A 20,479-nucleotide genomic window follows, 5' to 3' on the forward strand; every position below is an offset into this window, starting at 1 on the left:
CTCAGCCACAGGGCAGCTCCGCGATCAGGACGGTCCCGCGACCGGGCGGACTGTGCACGATCAGTCGTCCGTCCACACCGGCCACCCGGTCGGACAGCCCGCGCAACCCGCTCCCCTTGGCCGGGTCGGCCCCACCCTGACCGTCGTCCCGAATCTCGACCAGCAAGATGTCTCCTTCCCGCCGCACCACCACGTCCGTGAAGGCGGCGGCAGCGTGCTTGGCCACGTTGGCCAGCGCCTCCGTGACGACGAAGTACGCGAGCGCCTCGATCGTCAGCGACGGCCTGGGCTTGACGTCGACGCGCAGCCGGATCGGCACCGGCGACCGCACCGCCACTCCCGACAGCGCCGCGTCCAGCCCGCGATCGGTCAGCACCGGCGGATGCAGCCCCCGGGTCAGGTCACGGATCTCGGTGATCGCCTGCATCGCCTCCGAGTGCGCGTTCTCGATCATCGCTCGCACCACCGGCTCCCTGTCCTCGAGCCGGTTCTTCGCCCGGCCGAGCGTCATGGCCAGCGAGACCAGCCGCAGCTGCGCACCGTCGTGCAGATCCCGCTCCATCCGGCGCCGCTCGGCCTCCACCGAGTCGACCACCTGCTGGCGGCTCGTCACGAGCTGGCTGACGCGCTCCGCGAGCGCGCCGGTCTCCGAGCGCCCGAGCAACGACCGCGCGAGCTCCCCGTCCAGCGCCGACGCCGCCCGCATCAGCACCGGCGACACGACCAGCAGGAGCAACACACCGATCGCCGCCACGACCGACGCCTTCGTCATCGTGTCGATCACGAACGGCCCGAGCTGCGCCTGCGACGCGGCGAACGCCGAGTAGTACACCGGCAGCGTGACCAGCACCGGCGGAACCGACCACGCGAACACGATCGCCGGGATCCATACCATTGCCAGCAGCAACAGCAACGCGTAGTACAGCAACTGCCGCCACAAACCGATGTCTGCCACCGCCGCCCGGGCGTCGCCGATCCGCGACCCGGTCGGAGGCGGTGGCACCAGCGGCAGGATCTCCTGGCCGCGAGTGATCCGCGCACGGGCCCGCTCCCACCCGCTGATCGCGTAAACGAGCCGGTTCGCGCCGACGGTCAGCGGAAGGCCGACGTACGCGAGCGGCCAGGCGAGGATCGCGACCGCGACCGCGACCAGCACGAGGAATCCGGACGTGAGCACGACGACCGCGTCACCGAGCAGGTGAATGGTTGCCAACCACAAGTACGGCGAGCGCCAGAGCCGCCAGGGCGTCCGGGGAACCGGACTCGCAGCAACGGTCATCCGGACCACCTCCCCGTGTCAGCGCCTGCTTGCCGTCACAACTTACGTGGTCGGTCCGGCCGAGCGGCATGAGGCCAACCCACGGACCCGACCGGGGGTTATCCCCACCCTCGTTCGTGGGCTGGCCGCAATGTGTCGAACAGGCGAAACGAGGATTCTCGAAGGCATGACGACGACAGCGATCAGCAGCCCCGGCGACCTCGGCCGGGCCATGGACGGACGGCTCGGGGACGCGATCGACGACCGCGTGGCCGACGCGCTCGACGACTACATCGCCGAGGGCCGGCTGGACGGCCGGATCCGCGCTCGCCGCTCACCCGGCGGCCTGGCCGCGCTGGTCGCGGCCGGGACGGCGGCGGTGCTGCTGCCCTGGTGCCTGATTCTCGCCGCCACACTGCCGAGCACGTACCAAACGAGCCACTGGAAGCTCACCTGGATCGGGCTCGACTGCGCTACCGCGATCGCCGCCGGCCTCACGGCGTACCTACTGCACAAACGCAGCAGGTACGCCGCTCTGACCGCGATGGCAGCCGGGACACTGCTCACGGCCGACGCCTGGTTCGACGTGAGTACGGCGGCCGCCGGCTTCGACCGCACCCTCTCGCTGACCGAGGCTCTCCTCCTTGAGCTGCCACTCGCCGTCTGCGCCTTCGTGGTCGCCGCCCGTGAACTCAGACGATGAGCTCCAGGACCGGACCTTCGTGCAAGGCTCGGTAGACCTTGTCCCGCAGGACGTTGGCCTCCGCGTCGGTGAGCGTGCGATCCACCGGCCGAAGGACCAGCCGGACCAGGAGATTGCGTTGTCCCGGGCTCATCCGGAGACGCTCACGGGCACTCGCCGGCAAGTCGTCGTACGACGTTTCGCCCAGCACCTCCAGCGACTCCGCGGCATCGACATCCGCCCCGAGCGCGGCGCGCACCTTGTCGCCGAGCACCTCCGCCGACACGTCCGTGCCCTCGTCCACCACGACGGACAGGTCGCGCCGGACCGGCGGCATCGACGAGACCGCCTTGTAGGGCAGCAGGTCCAGCATCTGCCCCGCCACCCGCGGATCCGTCGAGCGGAGCAACCGGATGTCCCGGATCCCCTTGCGGAGCATCAGCAGCCGGTCCAGCCCCGGCCCCATCGCGAGTCCGGTCCAGCTGTCGTCCAGCCCGGCCATCCGCAGGACGTGCGGCGCCGCGACCCCGCACTCACCGATCTCGATCCACTGATCGTCCAGCAGGACGTCGATCTGACGCCCGTGGATCGTGTACGGGTGGGCCGCCGGCACGGTCCGGTAGGTCTGCCCGGGCAGGACGGTGTCGACCAGCCGGGCAATCATGTCCTCCAGCTCCGGCTCCCCCAGCGTCACATTCCGGCTGAGCCGCCACAGGTCGAGCTGATGCGGCGTACCGGTGTGCTGCCAGTCGACCGAGTCCCGGCGGTAGCAGATGCCGGCACAGATCATCAGCACGTCGGACGACTCCGAGGCGGCGAGCTCCCGCAGCGCGGGCGGGATCATCGCCGACGTGTGACTGCGCAGCACCTCGTTCTCCGACACGTACCGGGTGTAGCGAGCCTCGCGGGTCACCGCGTCGGTGGCGTAGCCGAGGTTGTCGTAGTTGTCGGCCAGCGAGACGGCGGGATGATCGCGGCGGGTCCAGATCTCGGTGTACGGCCAGGCTGCGCCGAGTGCGGTGCGGATCGAGTCGACGACGAGCTGGACCGCGTGTGGGCCCTGGGCCGGATCGGTGAGATCGCGCAGTGCAAGGGCAGAATGCAGTTCTTCAACGGTGAGGACAGACATGGGTTTCTCTCCAGGATGACGGTCTCGACGGGGGTCCACCCCGGTCGGCCGCGGTCACCTCAGGAGAGAGCGCAGCAGCAGCTCACCCCGTCGGCACCGTCGTGCCGGCCGGGGCGCAGAAATCGCCGCCCGTGCTGCGTCATGTGTCCCATCGTACCGGGCGGATCCCAGCCGCGCCGCGGAATTCGAACCGGCCGCGGAGCCGGTGGGTGCGACGATGGGCCGCATGCGATGGATCGACACCCTGGAAGGCGCGGCCGCCGGGAAGTTGCCGGAGGCCGTGCACCGCTACTTCCGGCAGGGCTCGGCCGGCGGAGTCAGTGTCGGCGAGGCCACCGTCGCCTGGTCGTCGTACCGGTTCCGTCCACGCGTGCTGAACGACGTGTCCACCATCAGCCTCGGTACGACGGTGCTCGGCACCCCCGTCGACGCGCCGATCCTGGTCGCGCCGTCGACGATGCAGCGGATGGCCGACCCCGACGGCGAGATTGCGATGGCGCGCGGCGTCAGCGCGGCGGGATCGGTCCTGGGTGTCTCCAGCAATGCCGGCACGACGTTCGCCGAGCTCGGCACGACGGGTGTCCCGTGGTGGCTGCAGATCTACGTCGTACGCAATCGGGAGATCACGCTCAGGATGCTCGACGCCGCGGTCGCCGCCGGGGCACGGGCGATCGTGCTCACCGTCGACACTCCGGTCGTCGGGCGCAAGGAGGACGAAGGCGAGACGGTCTGGGATCTGGCGCAGCCGGGCCAACTGCTGGCCAACCTCCCCGACGGCGACTGGACGGACGCCGACCTCGCGAAGGCCGACGATCTGAACCCCGACGTGATCGGCCGGCTCGCCGAGCGCACCGGCCTGCCCGTCGTCGTGAAGGGGGTGCTGCGCGGCGACGATGCGAGGCGCTGCGCGGACGCGGGTGCCGCCGGCATCATCGTCTCGAACCACGGCGGCCGTCAGCTCGACGGCTCCGTCGCCACCGCGCAGGCCCTGCCCGAGGTGGCCGAGGCCGTCGCCGGAAGCAGCCTCGAGGTATACGTCGACGGCGGTATCCGCCGGGGCGAGCACATCCTCGCCGCCCTCGCGCTCGGCGCCCGCGCGGTCTTCGTCGGCCGTCCCGCGCTGTGGGCCCTCACGGTCGGCTCGTCCGGCGGCGTCACCCGGCTGCTGTCCGACCTTGCCGAGGAGCTCGACCACACCCTGCGGCTGGTCGGCGTCTCGTCGCCGTCGTCGCTGACACCGGACCTCGTCACGTCGGCGGGGCCGAGATGAGCTTGCGCATCGTCGGCCTGAACGCGTTCCTGCCGGGTTTCCGGCTCGTGCACGAGTTCGCCGAGCGCAACGGTCACGAGGTGGTGCTGGTGGTGACGCTCCCGGAAACCAGCAGGTACGGCGCCTCCGACCCGATGGTCGCAGGGCTGCCGGAGAGCACGAACGTGCTGATCACCCGCAAACTCCGCACGGTAGCCGCGCCGGTGATCGCCGCGCTGCGGCCCGATGTGATCATCTCGGCCGCGTTCCCCCGCCTGATACCGGGCGAGATCCTCGACCTACCGAAGTACGGCGCGGTCAACTGCCACCCGTCACCGCTGCCCGCCGGCCGCGGACCGACACCGCAGCGGCTGATCTACGAAGGTGACGAGCGGGTCGGGGCCACGGTGCACCGGACCGCCGCCGAGTTCGACACCGGCGCGATCCTCGCCCAGCGCATCGCGCCCTTACCCGACGACCTGAACGGCACCGGGCTCATGCGGTCCTGGCGCACGCTGCTCAGCGAATGCCTCGACGAGGCCGTGCCGCGACTCGTCGCCGGCGATTCCGGCGAACCGCAGGACCCGTCCGCGGCCTCCGAAGCGCCGTTCTTCACCGACGCCGAACGCCTCCTCGACCCGACCGAGCCGTCCCGGGTGATCCGCCGCAAGGCCGCCGCCCTCAACGTCACCGCCCCCACCGCCCAGATCGAGCTCGACGGCACCACCCACCTCATCACCCGCACAGATCCCGCGGACGTCAGCAGCTCCGCCGAGCCAGGCACCGTCCTCGAGCACCACCCCGACGGCTGGACGATCCAAACCGCCGACACTCCCCTCCGCCTGACCCGCGCCTGACCACCCAGCCGCCGCCGATGGCGGACCCGTCGAGTCGTGAGAATTGGCGGCTCAGAAGAGCCGCAATCCACGACTCGCGGTTTCGGGCCTCGACCATTCGCCACGACTCGGCGCAGCCGCGACCGGGTGGCGCCGGATCAGCGGGACGGCGCCGGCGGGCAGCTCCGCAGGAGCCAAGGCGAATCCGCGGGGGCAACAGAAATGCCCCCGGGGTGATCCCGGGGGCATTCTGATGAAGATGCGAGGCTCAGACCTCGGCCGACTCCTCGCTGAGGTTGCGGCTCAGGTTGGGGTCAACCTGGACGCCCGGCCCCATCGTGGTCGAGAAGACCGTCTTCTTGATGTAGCGGCCCTTCGAGCTGGCCGGCTTCAGCCGGAGGATCTCCTCGAGCGCGGCGCTGTAGTTCTCCACCAGCTGGGCCTCGTCGAACGACGCCTTGCCGATGATGAAGTGCAGGTTCGCGTGCCGGTCGACCCGGAACTCGATCTTGCCGCCCTTGATGTCGGACACGGCCTTGGTCACGTCCGGGGTGACCGTACCCGTCTTCGGGTTCGGCATCAGACCACGCGGGCCGAGGACCCGACCGAGGCGGCCGACCTTGCCCATCAGGTCAGGGGTGGCGACGACCGCGTCGAAGTCGAGCCAGCCGTCGGTCACCTTCTTGATCATGTCGTCGTCGCCCACGAAGTCGGCGCCGGCGGCCTTCGCCTGCTCGGCCTTCTCACCGGTGGCGAAGACGAGGACCCGTGCCGTCTTGCCAGTGCCGTGCGGAAGGTTGACGGTGCCGCGCACCATCTGGTCGGCCTTGCGGGGGTCGACCCCGAGACGCATCGCTACGTCCACGGTGGAGTTGAACTTCTTGCTGCCGGCGGCGTCCTTGGCCAGCCGGATCGCCTCCAGCGGCGTGTACAGGTGATCGAAGTCGATCTTCTCCGCGGCGGCGCGGTAAGCCTTGCTGCGCTGTGCCATTACTGCTGTTCCTCTCTGGGGTGTGGTCTCCGGGCGGCGCTTCGCCCTGCCACTACTTCACGAAAAGTTGGGGTGCGATCAGCCGTCGACGGTGACGCCCATGGAGCGCGCCGTACCCTCGATGATCTTCATCGCGGCGTCGATGTCGCGGGCGTTCAGGTCCGGCATCTTGGTGGTGGCGATCTCGCGGACCTGGTCCTTGGTGATCTTGCCGACCTTGTCCTTGTGCGGGACAGCCGAGCCCTTCTGCAGACCGGCGGCCTTCTTGATCATCTCCGGCGCCGGCGGCGTCTTGGTGACGAAGGTGAAGGAACGGTCTTCGTAGATCGTGATCTCGACCGGTACGACGTTGCCGCGCATGGACTCCGTCTGGGCGTTGTACGCCTTGCAGAACTCCATGATGTTGACGCCGTGCGGACCGAGCGCGGTACCGACCGGCGGTGCCGGCGTCGCGGCACCGGCCTGGAGCTGCACCTTGACCAGGGCAGCGATCTTCTTCTTGGGAGGCATTCTGTCGGGTCCTTAGACTTTCTGGATCTGGTTGAAGCTGAGTTCCACCGGGGTCTCCCGGCCGAAGATCTCCACCAGGGCCTTGATCCGCTGGGCCTCGGCGTTGATCTCCGTGACTGTGGCGTGCAGGGTCGCGAACGGCCCGTCGACCACCATGACCGAGTCTCCGACACCGAAGTCGGCGACCTCGACCTTCTTCTTGGCCGCGGTCTTGGCGGGTGCGGCACCGGCTTCGGCTGCCGCCGCCTCGGCCGCCGCCACGACGGCCGGAGCGAGCATCTTCTCCACCTCTTCGAGGCTGAGCGGGACCGGCTTCTGGCTGTTCCCGACGAAGCCGGTCACCGACGGCGTGTGCCGCACGGTCGACCAGGACTCGTCGGTCAGGTCCATCCGGACCAGCACGTAGCCGGGGAGCACCGTGCGCTTCACCATCCGGCGCTGCCCGTTCTTGATCTCGGCGACCTCCTCGGTCGGCACGATGATCTCGAAGATGTAGTCCTCCATGTTCAGGGAGTTGATCCGGTTCTCCAGGTTGCCCTTGACCCGGTTCTCCATCCCTGAGTACGTGTGCACGACGTACCAGTCGCCGATCTGCGACCGCAGCCGGCTGCGCAGCTCCTCGAGCGGGTCGCCCGGCTCCTCGGGCTCCGCCTCCGCGGCCTCCGCGTCGTCGTCCTCGTCGTCCTCGGTCGCGGCGGCGGCTACCGCCAGCGCCTCGACGTCCGCGTCGTCCTCGGACTCGTCATCGTCGTCGGACTCGGCGTCGCCGGAGTCCTCGTCGCCGCTGGAGAAGACGACCTCGTCGTCGGCGGCCGGCACCTCGGCGGTGCTCAGCGGCGCGGTCTCCGCGGTCTCGTCGGCCAGCTCCTCGGCGGCTTCCTCGACGTCGTCGGCGGTCACGACCTCGGCGTCCTCGGCCTCGTCGGCCGCCGGGACCACCACGACCGGCTCGTCGTCGGACTCGTCGGCGTCCGCCCGCGGCGTCTCGTACTCGTCGTCGGCGGAGTACTCGTCGTCGTCCTCGTCGTCCGCGTCCTCATCCTCGTCGAGGTCCGCGAACGGGTCGTCGTCATCGTCGTCGTCACCGAAGAGGTCGTCGTCGGTGGCGTTCTCGTCGAAATCGAGGTCGTCGTCGGAGTCGGATACGTCGAACTCGCCCTCGTAGTCGAGGACCTCGTCGTCGCGCTCGGACACGTCGTACTCCGTCATCTGTGGATCGGGGTCTTGTCTGCTTCGGGTCGGGTCAGGAGCCCGGGACCTACGGTGCGGATCGTGATGGGCGGCCTCAGCCGAAGATCTTGAACATCGCCCAGCCGAAGGCGAGGTCGAGGACCGAGACGATCGCGATGACGAACACCACGAAGGTCAGGACGACCACGAAGTAGGTGGAGAGCTGCTTGCGGGTCGGCCAGACGACCTTGCGGAGCTCGGCAACCACCTGGCGGTAGAAGCGCAGCAGGCCCCTGCCTTGCTTGCCTTCCGCAGGCTTGCCGGCGCCGGACGGTGCCGGGGTGCGCGTCTCCGTCACGACCTACCTCTTTCGCTAGCGGCGGCCTGACCGGCCCTGCGCCGGTCAGGATTTGCAGGGCACGAGGGACTTGAACCCCCAACCTTCGGTTTTGGAGACCGATGCTCTGCCAGTTGAGCTAGTGCCCTCTGCAATCCATCCGGACGCCGCGTCGGACCTGATCTCGGGCATGCCGGATCAGGGCCACCAACGCCCGGACCTAGAGAAGTGTACGGGGTCGGAGCCACCTGGTCGAACTCAGCCTCGACCTGGTCCTTTCCCGTACGACCACCCACCGGGCGCCGCACCGCGGTCAGAACCATACAGCCTCCAGATGGTCCCAACGGACAGCACCCCCGGGGCGTTCCCCGGCCCATCCCCTGAAACCCGCGCGCGGCGCCGTCCGGCATGGTGCCAGGATGGTTCGTATGGGTTCCAGGATCTCGGCGCGGATCGGCGCCATCAGTGAATCGGCGACGCTGGCGGTCGACAGCAAGGCGAAGGCGCTCAAGGCGGCCGGGCGTCCGGTGATCGGGTTCGGCGCGGGCGAGCCGGACTTCCCGACGCCGGATTACATCGTCGAGGCCGCGGTCGCGGCGGCGCGGGATCCGAAGAACCACCGGTACAGCCCGGCCGGCGGCCTGCCGGAGCTCAAGCAGGCGATCGCCGACAAGACCAAGCGGGACTCCGGCTACGAGATCGAGCCCTCCCAGGTCCTGGTCACCAACGGCGGCAAGCACGCGGTCTACAACGCGTTCGCGACGCTGCTCGACCCGGGTGACGAGGTGCTGCTGCCCGCGCCGTACTGGACGACGTACCCGGAGGCGATCCGGCTGGCCGGCGGCGTGCCGGTCGAGGTGCTCGCCGACGAGTCGCAGAACTACTGCGTCACCGTGGAGCAGCTCGAGGCCGCCCGGACGGAGCGGACCAAGGTCCTGCTGCTCTGCTCGCCGAGCAACCCGACCGGCGCGGTCGACACCCCGGAGGCGATCGAGGCGATCGGCCGCTGGGCGCTCGAGCACGACCTGTGGGTGGTCACCGACGAGATCTACGAGCACCTGACGTACGGCGACGTCCGGGCGACCTCGGTCCCGGTCGCCGTACCGGAGCTGGCCGACCGCACCGTCGTCCTGAACGGGGTCGCGAAGACGTACGCGATGACCGGCTGGCGGGTCGGCTGGATGATCGGCCCGAAGGACGTGATCAAGGCCGCGACCAACCTGCAGTCGCACCAGACGTCGAACGTCTGCAACGTCGCCCAGCGGGCCGCGCTCGCGGCGGTGTCGGGCGACCTGAGCGCGGTGGACGAGATGAAGGTCGCGTTCGACCGGCGGCGCCGGACCATGGTCCGGATGCTCAACGAGATCCCCGGCGTCGACTGCCCGGAGCCGACCGGCGCCTTCTACGCGTACCCGTCGGTCAAGGGCGTCCTCGGCAAGGAGATCAACGGGCGTACGCCGGCCACGTCGGCCGAGCTGGCCGATTTGATCCTCGACGAGGTCGAGGTGGCAGTCGTGCCGGGTGAGGCGTTCGGCGCGCCCGGGTACCTGCGGCTGTCCTACGCGCTCGGCGACGACGACCTGGCCGAAGGCCTCGGCCGGATCGCGAAGCTGCTGAGCTGACCAGTGGATTTCGCCGGTCGGGTAGGGCCTCGGTAACCTTCGGTAATGACGCAGCGGGATCTGCGGGTGCTGCCGAAAACACACCTGCATCTGCACTTCTCCGGGTCGATGCGGCACCTGACGCTGGTCGAGCTGGCGGACAAGCACGGCGTGCGGCTGCCGGACGCGCTGCGAACCGACTGGCCGCCGGAGTTGTCGGCGGCGGACGAGCGCGGCTGGTTCCGGTTCCAGCGGCTGTACGACATCGCCCGCTCGGTGCTGCGGACCGAGGACGACGTCCGGCGCCTGGTCCGTGAGGCGGCCGAGGACGACCGGGCGGACGGCTCGCGCTGGCTGGAGATCCAGGTCGACCCGTCCGGGTACGCGAACCGCTTCCACGGGATCACCGAGTTCACCGACCTGGTGCTCGACGCCGCCCGCGACGCGGCCGCGTCGACCGGCATCGCCGTGCAGGTCGTCATCGCCGCCAACCGGACGCGACACCCGCTCGACGCCCGCACACTGGCCCGGCTCGCGACGCAGTACGTCGGACGCGGCGTGGTCGGGTTCGGCCTGTCGAACGACGAGCGCCGCGGGACGACGTCGGAGTTCGAGCCGGCCTTCCGCATCGCGCGGAGCGCCGGGCTGCTCGCGGCGCCGCACGGCGGCGAGCTGTGCGGTCCGGCCACCGTGCGCACCTGCCTGGACGAGCTCGGCGCGGGCCGGATCGGCCACGGCGTCCGCTCCGTCGAGGACCCCGATCTGCTGAAGCGCATCGTCGACGCGCAGATCGCCCTCGAGGTCTGCCCCGCCTCCAACGTCTCGCTCGGTGTCTACCGCCGCGCCGAGGACGTCCCCCTCCGCGCGCTGTACGAGGCGGGCGCCCGGATCGCGCTCGGCGCCGACGACCCGCTGCTCTTCGGCTCCCGCCTCGCCGAGCAGTACGAGACGGCCCGCACCGTGCACGGCTTCACCGATTTGGAGCTGGCCGACCTGGCTCGCGGCTCGGTCCTCGCCTCCACCGCCCCACCCGAGGTCCAGAAGACCCTCCTCACCGAAATCGACGAATGGCTCGGAGCTCCGGCCGCGATCCCGGTCTGACCTACCTGGCTCGCCACGGCCAGACCGAGTGGAACGTGGCGGGCCGCCGTCAGGGTCGGCTCGACTCGCCCCTCACCCCGCTCGGCGTCGAGCAAGCCCGCCGGAACGGTGTCCTGCTGACCGGTGAAGGCATCGATGCCGTGTTCGCCAGCCCGCTCGGACGGGCGCGGGTGACGGCGTCGATCATCGCCGCGCAGCTCGGGCTGGACATGCGGGTCGTCGACGGTCTGGCGGAGATCGACCACGGGGCGTGGTCGGGGCTCGGCTCCGCGGAGATCGATGCGCGGTGGCCGGGGCAGCGGGAGGCTCGGGAGCGGCAGAAATACACCTACCGGTTTCCGGACGGTGAGAGCTACGCGGACGGCGAGGTGCGCGCGGCGCGGGTCCTGGAGGAGATCGGGCGCAGCGGCGCGCGGCGACCGTTGGTCGTGTCGCACGAGATGGTCGGGCGGATGCTGTTGCGGCAGCTCGGCGTACCGGACGCGCTTCGCACCCGGCAGCCGTCGGACGTGGTCTATCGGGTGGGCGCGGGCGGCGCGGTCGAACGGTTGTCGAGTTCCGGATAAGTGCTGGTTGCGTTCCGGTTCAGGTCATTGTCCGGGCGTCGGCGCGAGCCTAACTTTGCGTACATGACGCCGACGAAGATCCTGCTGCCAGAAGACGAGCTCCCGACGCGTTGGTACAACGTGCTTCACGACCTGCCGACGCCCCCGCCACCGGTGCTGCATCCGGGCACGGGCCAGCCGATCGGGCCGGACGACCTCGCGCCGCTGTTCCCGATGGACCTGATCCTGCAAGAGGTCTCCCAGGAGCAGTACGTCGACATCCCGGGCGAGGTGCTCGACGTCTACCGGCTGTGGCGGCCCAGCCCGCTGTATCGCGCGCATCGGCTGGAGAAGGCGCTCGACACCCCGGCCCGGATCTACTACAAGTACGAAGGCGTCTCACCGGCCGGCTCCCACAAGCCGAACACGGCTGTCCCCCAGGCGTACTACAACGCCAAGTCCGGCGTCCGGAAGCTCACCACCGAGACGGGCGCCGGCCAGTGGGGCACGGCGCTCGCCTTCGCCTGCGCGCAGTTCGGGCTGGAGTGCGAGGTCTGGCAGGTGCGCGCGTCCTACGACCAGAAGCCGTACCGGCGGACGATGATGCAGGTCTTCGGCGCGACCGTGCACCCGAGTCCGTCGGAGCTGACCGAGGCCGGGCGGAAGATCCTCGCCGGTGACCCGGACTCCACCGGTTCGCTCGGGATCGCGATCAGCGAGGCGGTCGAGGCCGCCGTGCAGGACCCGGAGGTGCACTACGCGCTCGGCTCGGTGCTCAACCACGTGCTGATGCATCAGACCGTCATCGGCGAAGAGGCGCTGATGCAGCTCGCGATGGTCGGCGAGACCGCCGACCTCCTCGTCGGCTGCACGGGCGGCGGGTCGAACTTCGGCGGCTTGGCGTTCCCGTTCCTGCGGGAGAAGTGGGCCGGCCGGATGTCGCCGGTGGTGCGCGCGGTCGAGCCGGCGGCCTGTCCGTCCCTCACCCAGGGCACGTATGCGTACGACTTCGGCGACACCATCGGGATGACGCCGCTGATGAAGATGCACACGCTCGGCCACGATTTCGTTCCCGACCCGATCCACGCCGGCGGCCTGCGGTACCACGGGATGAGCCCGCTGATCAGCCACCTCTACGAGACCGGCGAGATCGAGGCCATCGCGAAACCGCAGTCCGAATGCTTCGCCGCCGGCGTCCAGTTCGCCCGCACCGAAGGCATCGTCCCGGCCCCTGAGCCGACCCACGCGCTCGCGGCCGCGATCGAGGAAGCCCAACGCTGCAAGGAATCCGGCGAGGAGAAGGTCATCCTCACCGCGCTCTGCGGCCACGGCCACCTCGACCTGGCGGCGTACGACGCCTACCTGTCCGACGCCATAACCGACCGCAGCTGGGAGGACGCCGACATCCAGTCAGCCGTCGCCGAAGCTCTGACCCGCCTACCCGCCGTCAACTGACGATCGAGCACCTGCCGACCGCCGGCCTCAGCGGCCCCCGCGCTTCCACCATGGCTTGGGCCGCTTGGCCACCGCGGTGAGCCAGTCCTCCGGGATGGCCCAACCACGGGAGGCCAACGCGTCGAAGTACTCGGCCTTCAGGCTGTCCGGCAGCCAGTAGGTCGCCTTGTGGCTGCCGGACGCCTCGAAGTACGTCGTGCGTTGGCGACTGCTCCACACCGTGGCCTGACTCGAGCAGTAGGCCAGGCGTACGTAATCCCAGCGCGCCTGCTCGTCGTCCATGTCGAAGCCGCGCTCGACGACCCGACCTTTGGCGCGCGGTTCCTGCTCGATCTCCTCGATCAGGTTCTGCACCAAGGCACGGTCGTCGGTCAGCGCCTCCGGCAACTGCAGCCCGACCGGATCCAGCACCACCGCCCCGAACCGCGGCCGCGCCACCTCCAGAAACACCTCGAGCAGCGCGAACGCTTCCTCCACCCGCCCGAACCGATCCAGCTCGGCGCGCAGCGTCGTCACGGCTTCCTCGGGCACCCCACAACTCTAGACGGGACCGACCCACGAGGGGCTTCCCCTATCTGCCCCGGGATGCCCCGCGTCCTCACGCTCAGCAACCGCCCCCGCAGGCCGAAATCACCGCCGATTCGCGCGCCACCCGCCATCCGGGGCGGCCGAAATCCCCTTTTTCCACAGGGATTCGGGGCAGATCGGGGCAGCGTGGGGCAGATCGTCCACAAGGCCTGATTTCGTGGTCGCAGAGGGTGTTCAGCGCCTTACAGTTACCGCCATGTCAGGGCCGAACGAGTTCCTCCGCGAGGCGCGGGAACGCACACCATCACGACGTGCACCGGGCGAACACATGTCCCGGAGCGAGCTTGCCGACACGATCTGCGCGTGGCTCTGGGACACGACCGAGATCAAGTACGACCTCGACGGGCACTACATCGCCAAGCTCGAGCGTGGCGCGGTCCGCTGGCCGGGCGCGGCGTACCGGTCCGGCCTGCGCCACGTGCTCGGCATCGCCTCGGACAGCGAGCTCGGGTTCTTCCCACCCGCCGGTGTCGCCCTCAACGAGACCGAGCCGACGCCGCCCTCGTCGATGGTCGGCCACGACGACGACCTGGTGAACGCCGGCGACGAGTCGATCGCGCTGCTGTCGTACGCCGAGGAGTCGAACGTCGGCGATCTCACCGTCGAGCAACTGCACGCCGACATCGAGCGGATCGCGCAGTCCTACCTCCGAACGCCTATCAGGCCGTTGTTCGTCAAGAGCCGGGCGATCCGGGACCGCGCGTTCGCGCTGCTGGCCGGCAACCAGGCGCCCCGGCAGTCCCGCGACCTGTACGCCGCGGCCGGCTGGGCGATCACCCTGCTCGCCTGGATGTCGGTCGACCTCGGCCGCCCGGACATCGCCGAGGGCCACACCCGGACGGCCTGGGCCTGCGCCGAGGCCGCGGACCACGACGTACTGCGAGGCTGGATCCGCGCGACCCAGCACACCGCCGCGTACTGGCAGGAGGACTTCGCGCGCGCGGCGGCGTACGCCGAGGACGGCCTGCGGTACAACGCCGGCACCGCAAGGCTGTTCCTCGCCAGCGCCGCCTCCGTCGACCTCGCCCGCCTCGGACGCACGGACAAGGCCCGCGCACTCCTCGACATCGCCCGGACCATGGTCGTCCGCCCCGCCGAATCCGAGCCGGGCGGAGTCCTGCTCTGTACGCCGGAACGCGCCGAAGGGCTTTGGGCGAACACCCACCTGGCGTTCGGCGACGTACGACTGACCTCGGACCACGCCGACCACAGCGTCGCCCTGTTCGACGCGGTCCCGTACGCGCTGCGGAACGCAGGCTCCGAACGTATGGCCCGCCTGCAGCAGGCGAAGGCCCGGCTGCTCCTCGGCGAGCTCGACGGTGCGATCGAAGCGGCGGAGCCGGTGCTGCTGGTTCCGCCGGAGTACCGGGTCCGGCCGTTGATCCAGCGCGCCGCGGAGGTCGCGGCCCTGACCACGCCGTACGTCCGGAGCCCGAAGGGCCGGATGCTGCGGGACCGCGTCGCCGACTTCACCCAACGGACAGGGCTCCCGACCCGCCCGGAGTCCCCCGACCGACGACCCGTGCTCGAGGAGCAGACATGATCAGTGAAGTCCGCGATCACTGGTACTGGCGCCCGAACTGGCGTCCCGGGCGGTCCTTCTACACCTGGCACGTCATCTTCCCCGACGACGCCGTGCTGACCGATCTGCACGGGGCGTACCAGCGACTGGTGGGTTCGCTGCCCGGGATCACGCCGGTGCCCGTGCAGTGGCTCCATCTGACGCTGCAGGGGATCGGGTTCGCGGACAAGGTGCCGCAGGCGGATCTCGCCCCGATCATCGAGGCGGCGCAACGCCGGCTCGAACACTTCCGGCCGTTCGAGATCAAGCTCGGCCCCGCGGTCGTCGACGTCGAGAGCCTGCAACTGCCGGTCACCCCTGTCGACCGCCTCCGCCGCCTCCGCGCCCAACTCCGCGCCGCCGTCACCGACGTCTGGGGCCGCGACTCCGTCCCCACCCTCCCCGAACTCGACCCCCACGTCTCCCTCGGCTACTGGAACCAGCCCGCCCCCGCCGCCCCTCTCCGCCAACGCGTCAACGCCCTCCCCGGCGGCGCGGCCACCACCCACCTCACCCGAGTCACCCTCCTCAACCTCAACCGCGACCACCACCAGTACGAGTGGACCCCCCACGCCACCCTCGACTTAGGAGCCCGGGCCACCGAGACAGGAGCCAACTCATGAACCGACGCCCCCTGTCCAGCCCCCCGGGACTCCCACACCTTCCAAACCACCAGCACCACCACAACCGGCCCCGCCCGCCTCAGCCCGACCAACCGCGACCAGAGCCGACACGAATCAGCCACCTACACCAACCTCCACCCGGAGTCCGGACCAAACACGACAAGAGCAAACCGATGAAACCGCGCGCCATGTCCAGCGACCTCGCCTCACCGATCGCTCAAGCGCCCCTGGACTCCCACACCTTCCAAACCACCAGCACCACCACAACCGGCCCCGCTGACGCCAGCCTCCGCCACGTGGTCCGGGCCAACGAGACAGGAGCGAATTGATGACACAGCGGGCTCTGTCCGGCGACTTTGCCTCGTTGATCGTTCGAGCGCTCCTGGACTTTCGTACTCTCTGGACGACGCATGATCTGGTGACGACTACCGGCGTTCCAGTGCAGAGCATCCGCCAGGTGGTCAACCGACTCGAGCGCGACGGCCTGGTTGAGCGTCGGGCGCCTGGAGTCATCTCGGTCCCGAGCTGGCTCACGCTGCTCCGCCGGTGGAACCAGGACGTGCGCTTCAGCCGCGACGTCAGCGTGACGTACTGGCGCAGCAAACAAGGCACCCAGTCGGTCCTGGACCGCATACCAACATCCGAAGTCCGCCATGCAGTCAGTGGCTGCCATGCGGCAAGGCTGTGGGCTCCCGAGACACCAGTCGGACCAACCGTGATCTACACCCCAGACGCGCAGACTGCCGCCACGATGTGGGAGCTAGTACCAGCCAGAACCAAGACGATCGTCCTGGCCGAACCACCAGCCGACGTCGTCTACACCCGCACCCGAAAAACCGACACAGGCCTCCGCCTAGCCGCCCCCACTCAGGTCCTGGCAGACCTGATGACCGGAGCAGCCAAGTCCCCCGCCGCCGCCGACCCCCTCCTCACCTGGATGCTTCGCCACGAACTGGACTGGCGCTACTAACCTCCGGACTCCCAACCGGTGCGACCGCACTCCCCCGCGGCCGCACCGGCAGTTCGGTCCACAGCAGCCCCACCAGCACAACCGACTTGGCGACCCACCTGGCCCACCGCATCACGCCCACCCGCCGCCGCACCCAAGAGCCGGCAGCACAACCCAGGCCTGCCCCCACCCGCAGAACCTCGGACAGCCCGGTAGCCGGAGCCACGCTGGCCAGCCCAGCGACCCGAGGTCCCGACCAACTGGGTGCCCTGGCGGGAGCCGACTCAACCCAGCCCGTTGGCGCGCAAGCCCACAGCCCCGTCAACCGGACGCCCTGGCAGGAGCAGGCTCAAATCGGTCTGTTGGAGACGGTCCCGTTGCTGGACGCCGTCAACGGGCACCGCTTCGACGCGGTGTCGCGCGCAAAGCCCACGGCACAGACTCGCCCAGCGGCAGCCGCCAGCCTGGTCGGCGTGGGTTCCGGTAGCCCTGGTGGCAGCCGGGTCAGCCACGTAGGCCCCGGTCGCTCGGGTAAGCCCGGTCGCTCGGCAAGCCCGCCCGCCCTGGCCACCGCACACCCCAGGCAACCCAGCCGCCCGGCAACCCCGCCCAGCTCTCACCGCCGCACGCCCCGGACAACCCGGTCGCTCGGTAAGCCTGGTCTCTCACCGCCGCACGGCCCGGATAGCCCGGACGGTCTGGCGGCCCCGGCTACTTGAGCGACCGGGGCGCACGTGTGAGCTTCCGGACGTGTGGGTGACTTGGGTGTTTGGTGCTGGCCGCGCCAGTGGCTAGTAGGTGCGGATGGAGACCACGTGGGCTCTCGGGGCGCCGTTGGTCTCGTGGGCTCTTAGGCGTAGGTGGGTGGCTTGGGTGGGGGTTTGGAGGTGGTGGTGCTGGGTGCGGTGGTGGTTCGCGGTGACCTGGGCGATCTGTTGCCACGGGCCGGAGCCGTTGCGGATCTCCAGGTCATATGCCGACAGGAGAGTTGGTAAGGACTCGAACGGGGTGCGGTGGTGGTGGAGGTTGATGAGGTCCTCTTGGACGTCGGCGTCCAGGACGACGACGATTTCGGAGAGGGTGACCGGCTCGGGCCAGGTGAGTTCCAGCCAGGGGTTGGGGTCCCATGCCAGGTCCTCGGAGGACCACAGGTTCGGCCCGCCGTACGGGCGTGCGTAACCGCCGATCACCTTCTCGGGTGTGTACGCCGACGTCTCGCCGAGGCGGATGCACAGGCCGGCGCGCGGCAGGATGTGCTTCCAGGCGCGGAACTGCTCGGTCCACTGCTCGTCCGGCGCCGGCTCGCGGCGGGTGAAGTGGATCGTCCCGGGGAGCGCCGTCGACGCGGTGTGCACCGAGATGTCCGGGGTGCTGCGCAGGACGACGAACGCGTTCGACGGAGCCGACGGGCGCCAGGCCAACGGGATCTGGATCCAGCGCTTTTCGCCGGCCGGTACGTCGACGGTGCAGGAGTCGACGAGCTGGGCAGGTAGGTAGTTCTGCTGCTTCACCGGATCGTGGAGCTCGACCGTCAACGACCCTCCGCTGGAATCGACGAGCAGCTCGAACCCGTCCAGGGCCGGGTCGACCGGCACGACCATTCCGAGGTCGGCGGTCAGCGGCAGCGTCCCGGACGACACCTCGAGCGCAGGCCGCGTCAGCGTGGAGGACGCCGTCACGTTCGCCGACAGCGCGAGGTTCGCCGGATCGTCGTCGACGACGCCGAGGACCGACGAGTCGGCGCGGGTCAGCGCGTGCTTCATCAGGTCGAACCGGTCGTGCGCCAGCTCCCGCGGCGTCAGGCCGTTGCGCAGGGCAACAGACGCGCCGATCCCGGCCGCTTCGCCGAGCAGTGCGCAGGTCGCCATCACCCGGGTGGTACCGAACGCGACGTGACTCGCGCTGATGTTCCGTCCGGCCAGCCACAGATTCCGCACGTTCCGGGAGTACAAGGAACGCAACGGAATGTGGTAGTTCCCGTCCGGATGCCAGTGCTTCGACCCGCGCTCGGACGCGTACACACCACCCGGCGGGTGCAGGTCGATCGACCAGCCGCCGAAGGCCACCCGGTCGTCGAACTCGGTCTGCTCGAGGACATCGTGCTGGGTCAGCACGTGATCGCCGAGGAAACGGCGGTACTCCCGTTTTCCGGGGACCGACCCGATCCATTCCAGGGTCAGGTTGTCCGCGTCGAACCGCCCGGAGTTCTTGATGTAGTCCCAGATCCCGTACACGACCGCCTGCAGCTCGTCGCGGATCGCCTCGTTGTCGTCGACGACGTCCAGTTCGCCGCCCCACTCGATCCACCAGAACGCGCAGCCGTTCATGTCCGTGCGGATTACGCGGCGTTCCGGAATCGCGGTTTCCGTGACGTCCCGCGCGAACGACGGCGGCACGAACCGGACCGTTTCCCCGGCGTCCTTGCTGTAGAAGAGGATCGTGCTGCCGAGCGTGTTCGAGTCCGGTACGTCGGGCGCCCAAGACTCGCCATACTGCGCTCGCGGCTCCCGCCCGGTGCGGAAATCGGCGCCGGCCAGCACCCCGACGAGCCCGTCGCCCGAGCAGTCGACGAACACCGGGCTGACGAAGCGGATTTCCTTCTCGGAACCCATCTGCCAGCCGGTCACCGACCGGATCTCACCGTCCGCGGCCTCCACGGTCCGCACGTCGGTGTTCAGGTACAGCGTGATCCGCGGTTCGGCGCGGACCGCCTCCAGCAGCACCAGGTCCCAGTAGTACGGGTTTCCGAGCGGATTCCGGAACTGGTTCTCGACGAACAGCTCGCCCATCACGCCGGTCTCCCGCGCGAAGCTCTGGACGCCGTGCGCGGTGGCCCCGCACACCCACACCCGGACCTCGCTGGACGAGTTCCCGCCGAGCACCGGCCGATTCTGCACCAGTGCGACGGTGCTGCCCTGCCGTGCGGCGCCGATCGCCGCGCAGATCCCGGCGAGCCCGCCGCCGACGACGGTCAGATCGGTCTGGACCTCGAGCTGCTGCATGCATACCCCTCTAGGTGTCTCGCTGGACGACGGGCTGCCCCGGCCCGTTCGGATGATGTGCGGTCAGGTGATCGGGCACCCGCTGTGCGACCAGGACGAACAACAGGCCGGCGGTCAGTACGTCGCTCGCGCGGCCGGCGAAGAACTCGGTCCAGTTCGCGCCGTTCGGCGTACCGGTGTCGAGCGTGACGTCGGCGATCCGGCTGATCGGTGCGTCCGGCATCCCGGTGATCGCGACCGTGAGCGCGCCCTCCTCACCGGCCCGCTTGACGAAGTCGAGCGTGGTCGCGTCGGTGCCGGACCGCGTCACCGTGAGCGCCACGTCGCCCTCGTCGAGCAGACCCGCGCCGATCTGCGAGGACTGCGGCCCGTCGAAGAACCACACCGGGATCCCGATCCGCAGCAGCCGGATGTACAGCTCGCGTGCCGGGATCGCATCGCCCCACTCGCCGTAGATATGCGTTCGCCGGGCGCCGGCGATCGCGTCCGCGACCCGGGTGGCCGCGGTCAGGTCGATCGCGGCCAGCGCGTTCCGCAACGCGTTCGCCTGCGTCGAGGCGAGCACGTTCAGCACCTGCTCCGGCGGATCCGCCGGGCCGATCGCCGACCCGATGTCGCTGGCCCAGCCGGCTTCCAGGCCGCGGCCGACCTCCATCGCCAGCGCGGCCCGCAGCGCGGGATACCCGGCGTACCCGAGGTGGGTGGACAACCGGGTCACCGTGGCCGCCGAGGTCTGCGCGGTCTCGGCCAGCTTGGTGATCGAGCCGCGCGCGACCTCGTCCGGGTTCGCCAGGATGTGTTCGGCGACCCGCTGCATCGCTCCGTTCAGCTCGGGGAGCGCCCGCTTGACCAGTTGCAGCGGACTCGGACTACCGGCTCGTTCCATCGAGGA

Annotated in this window: 19 protein-coding genes and 1 tRNA gene; 10 read left to right on the plus strand and 10 right to left on the minus strand. The window is 69.8% G+C overall.

Annotated elements, in window-relative coordinates; translation table 11 throughout:
- Nucleotide 1: 1 nt before the first annotated feature.
- Entirely contained in the window at nt 2-1,279 is a 1,278-nt protein-coding gene (locus AB0I12_RS37510) for a sensor domain-containing protein (RefSeq protein ID WP_359939506.1), read from the minus strand.
- Between the two features lie 166 nt (nt 1,280-1,445).
- Between AB0I12_RS37510 and AB0I12_RS37515 the strand changes: the two genes are divergently transcribed.
- Nucleotides 1,446-1,961, plus strand: a complete 516-nt coding sequence (locus AB0I12_RS37515; RefSeq protein WP_359939509.1) for a hypothetical protein — start codon at nt 1,446-1,448, stop codon at nt 1,959-1,961.
- On the opposite strand, the gene AB0I12_RS37520 is transcribed toward AB0I12_RS37515, so the two are convergent.
- Nucleotides 1,951-3,069 carry a hypothetical protein gene (locus tag AB0I12_RS37520; protein ID WP_359939511.1) on the minus strand — a complete coding sequence of 373 codons (1,119 nt, stop codon included), beginning with the start codon at nt 3,067-3,069 and terminating at the stop codon, nt 1,951-1,953. The two genes, AB0I12_RS37515 and AB0I12_RS37520, sit on opposite strands and share 11 nt — an antisense overlap.
- A 226-nt stretch (nt 3,070-3,295) precedes the next feature.
- Between AB0I12_RS37520 and AB0I12_RS37525 the strand changes: the two genes are divergently transcribed.
- Both AB0I12_RS37525 and AB0I12_RS37530 read left to right on the plus strand, forming a co-directional pair.
- On the plus strand, nt 3,296-4,339 hold the full coding sequence (locus tag AB0I12_RS37525; RefSeq protein WP_359939514.1) for an alpha-hydroxy acid oxidase: 1,044 nt from the start codon (nt 3,296-3,298) through the stop codon (nt 4,337-4,339).
- Nucleotides 4,336-5,175, plus strand: coding sequence for a formyltransferase family protein (locus AB0I12_RS37530; RefSeq protein WP_359939517.1), 840 nt, complete (start codon nt 4,336-4,338; stop codon nt 5,173-5,175). The genes AB0I12_RS37525 and AB0I12_RS37530 overlap by 4 nt, the downstream gene beginning before the upstream one ends.
- A 247-nt stretch (nt 5,176-5,422) precedes the next feature.
- Here AB0I12_RS37530 and rplA read toward each other — a convergent pair whose 3' ends face one another.
- From rplA to AB0I12_RS37555, 5 genes are all read right to left on the minus strand, one after another.
- On the minus strand, nt 5,423-6,145 hold the full coding sequence (gene rplA / locus AB0I12_RS37535) for a 50S ribosomal protein L1 (protein ID WP_359939520.1): 723 nt from the start codon (nt 6,143-6,145) through the stop codon (nt 5,423-5,425).
- Between the two features lie 78 nt (nt 6,146-6,223).
- On the minus strand, nt 6,224-6,655 hold the full coding sequence (gene rplK, locus AB0I12_RS37540) for a 50S ribosomal protein L11 (RefSeq protein WP_359939523.1): 432 nt from the start codon (nt 6,653-6,655) through the stop codon (nt 6,224-6,226).
- Between the two features lie 12 nt (nt 6,656-6,667).
- Nucleotides 6,668-7,555, minus strand: a complete 888-nt coding sequence (gene nusG, locus AB0I12_RS37545) for a transcription termination/antitermination protein NusG (RefSeq protein ID WP_359939823.1) — start codon at nt 7,553-7,555, stop codon at nt 6,668-6,670.
- A 385-nt stretch (nt 7,556-7,940) separates the two neighbouring features.
- The gene (secE, locus tag AB0I12_RS37550; protein ID WP_130384685.1) at nt 7,941-8,183 is read right to left on the minus strand and encodes a preprotein translocase subunit SecE; all 243 of its coding nucleotides are present in this window, start codon (nt 8,181-8,183) and stop codon (nt 7,941-7,943) included.
- 55 nt (nt 8,184-8,238) lie between these two features.
- Nucleotides 8,239-8,311, minus strand: a tRNA-Trp gene (locus AB0I12_RS37555).
- Nucleotides 8,312-8,590: 279 nt separating this feature from the next.
- On the opposite strand from AB0I12_RS37555, the gene AB0I12_RS37560 reads away from it, so the two are divergent.
- The 4 genes from AB0I12_RS37560 to AB0I12_RS37575 all read left to right on the plus strand — a co-directional run bounded on the left by AB0I12_RS37560 (nt 8,591) and on the right by AB0I12_RS37575 (nt 12,864).
- Entirely contained in the window at nt 8,591-9,784 is a 1,194-nt protein-coding gene (locus tag AB0I12_RS37560; RefSeq protein WP_359939526.1) for a pyridoxal phosphate-dependent aminotransferase, read from the plus strand.
- Nucleotides 9,785-9,829: 45 nt separating this feature from the next.
- Nucleotides 9,830-10,864, plus strand: coding sequence for an adenosine deaminase (locus AB0I12_RS37565; protein ID WP_359939529.1), 1,035 nt, complete (start codon nt 9,830-9,832; stop codon nt 10,862-10,864).
- Nucleotides 10,831-11,430 (plus strand): histidine phosphatase family protein, encoded by a 600-nt coding sequence (locus AB0I12_RS37570; protein ID WP_359939532.1) that lies wholly within the window; start codon nt 10,831-10,833, stop codon nt 11,428-11,430. The genes AB0I12_RS37565 and AB0I12_RS37570 overlap by 34 nt, the downstream gene beginning before the upstream one ends.
- 63 nt (nt 11,431-11,493) lie before the next feature.
- Nucleotides 11,494-12,864, plus strand: a complete 1,371-nt coding sequence (locus tag AB0I12_RS37575; RefSeq protein WP_359939535.1) for a TrpB-like pyridoxal phosphate-dependent enzyme — start codon at nt 11,494-11,496, stop codon at nt 12,862-12,864.
- 27 nt (nt 12,865-12,891) lie between these two features.
- Here the strand turns inward: AB0I12_RS37575 and AB0I12_RS37580 are convergent, their stop codons facing one another.
- A complete protein-coding gene (locus AB0I12_RS37580) occupies nt 12,892-13,395 on the minus strand; it encodes a hypothetical protein (RefSeq protein WP_359939538.1) in 504 nt (167 codons plus the stop codon).
- 253 nt (nt 13,396-13,648) lie between these two features.
- Between AB0I12_RS37580 and AB0I12_RS37585 the strand changes: the two genes are divergently transcribed.
- From AB0I12_RS37585 to AB0I12_RS37595, 3 genes are all read left to right on the plus strand, one after another.
- Nucleotides 13,649-14,995 (plus strand): hypothetical protein, encoded by a 1,347-nt coding sequence (locus AB0I12_RS37585; protein WP_359939541.1) that lies wholly within the window; start codon nt 13,649-13,651, stop codon nt 14,993-14,995.
- Complete coding sequence (locus AB0I12_RS37590; RefSeq protein ID WP_359939544.1) at nt 14,992-15,636, plus strand: 2'-5' RNA ligase family protein; 645 nt, start codon at nt 14,992-14,994, stop codon at nt 15,634-15,636. Before AB0I12_RS37585 ends, AB0I12_RS37590 begins: the two co-directional genes overlap by 4 nt.
- A 328-nt stretch (nt 15,637-15,964) precedes the next feature.
- Nucleotides 15,965-16,606, plus strand: a complete 642-nt coding sequence (locus AB0I12_RS37595) for a helix-turn-helix domain-containing protein (RefSeq protein WP_359939547.1) — start codon at nt 15,965-15,967, stop codon at nt 16,604-16,606.
- 770 nt (nt 16,607-17,376) lie between these two features.
- On the opposite strand, the gene AB0I12_RS37600 is transcribed toward AB0I12_RS37595, so the two are convergent.
- Entirely contained in the window at nt 17,377-19,587 is a 2,211-nt protein-coding gene (locus tag AB0I12_RS37600) for an FAD-dependent oxidoreductase (protein ID WP_359939550.1), read from the minus strand.
- A gap of 10 nt (nt 19,588-19,597) precedes the next feature.
- A complete protein-coding gene (locus AB0I12_RS37605; protein WP_359939553.1) occupies nt 19,598-20,473 on the minus strand; it encodes a MurR/RpiR family transcriptional regulator in 876 nt (291 codons plus the stop codon).
- Nucleotides 20,474-20,479: the final 6 nt, after the last annotated feature.

It is taken from the genome of Kribbella sp. NPDC050459, assembly GCF_040655315.1.
Lineage (GTDB): Bacteria > Actinomycetota > Actinomycetes > Propionibacteriales > Kribbellaceae > Kribbella.

Bases quoted from the DNA above. Each gene is read 5' to 3' on its own strand.
- AB0I12_RS37570 (WP_359939532.1), top strand. From the start codon at position 10,831: ATGGCTCGGAGCTCCGGCCGCGATCCCGGTCTGACCTACCTGGCTCGC.
- AB0I12_RS37585 (WP_359939541.1), top strand. From the start codon at position 13,649: ATGTCAGGGCCGAACGAGTTCCTCCGCGAGGCGCGGGAACGCACACCA.
- AB0I12_RS37530 (WP_359939517.1), top strand. From the start codon at position 4,336: ATGAGCTTGCGCATCGTCGGCCTGAACGCGTTCCTGCCGGGTTTCCGG.
- AB0I12_RS37560 (WP_359939526.1), top strand. From the start codon at position 8,591: ATGGGTTCCAGGATCTCGGCGCGGATCGGCGCCATCAGTGAATCGGCG.
- AB0I12_RS37525 (WP_359939514.1), top strand. From the start codon at position 3,296: ATGCGATGGATCGACACCCTGGAAGGCGCGGCCGCCGGGAAGTTGCCG.
- AB0I12_RS37515 (WP_359939509.1), top strand. From the start codon at position 1,446: ATGACGACGACAGCGATCAGCAGCCCCGGCGACCTCGGCCGGGCCATG.
- rplK (WP_359939523.1), bottom strand. From the start codon at position 6,655: ATGCCTCCCAAGAAGAAGATCGCTGCCCTGGTCAAGGTGCAGCTCCAG.
- AB0I12_RS37600 (WP_359939550.1), bottom strand. From the start codon at position 19,587: ATGCAGCAGCTCGAGGTCCAGACCGATCTGACCGTCGTCGGCGGCGGG.
- AB0I12_RS37565 (WP_359939529.1), top strand. From the start codon at position 9,830: ATGACGCAGCGGGATCTGCGGGTGCTGCCGAAAACACACCTGCATCTG.
- AB0I12_RS37595 (WP_359939547.1), top strand. From the start codon at position 15,965: ATGACACAGCGGGCTCTGTCCGGCGACTTTGCCTCGTTGATCGTTCGA.
- AB0I12_RS37575 (WP_359939535.1), top strand. From the start codon at position 11,494: ATGACGCCGACGAAGATCCTGCTGCCAGAAGACGAGCTCCCGACGCGT.
- AB0I12_RS37605 (WP_359939553.1), bottom strand. From the start codon at position 20,473: ATGGAACGAGCCGGTAGTCCGAGTCCGCTGCAACTGGTCAAGCGGGCG.
- rplA (WP_359939520.1), bottom strand. From the start codon at position 6,145: ATGGCACAGCGCAGCAAGGCTTACCGCGCCGCCGCGGAGAAGATCGAC.
- AB0I12_RS37520 (WP_359939511.1), bottom strand. From the start codon at position 3,069: ATGTCTGTCCTCACCGTTGAAGAACTGCATTCTGCCCTTGCACTGCGC.
- AB0I12_RS37510 (WP_359939506.1), bottom strand. From the start codon at position 1,279: ATGACCGTTGCTGCGAGTCCGGTTCCCCGGACGCCCTGGCGGCTCTGG.
- AB0I12_RS37590 (WP_359939544.1), top strand. From the start codon at position 14,992: ATGATCAGTGAAGTCCGCGATCACTGGTACTGGCGCCCGAACTGGCGT.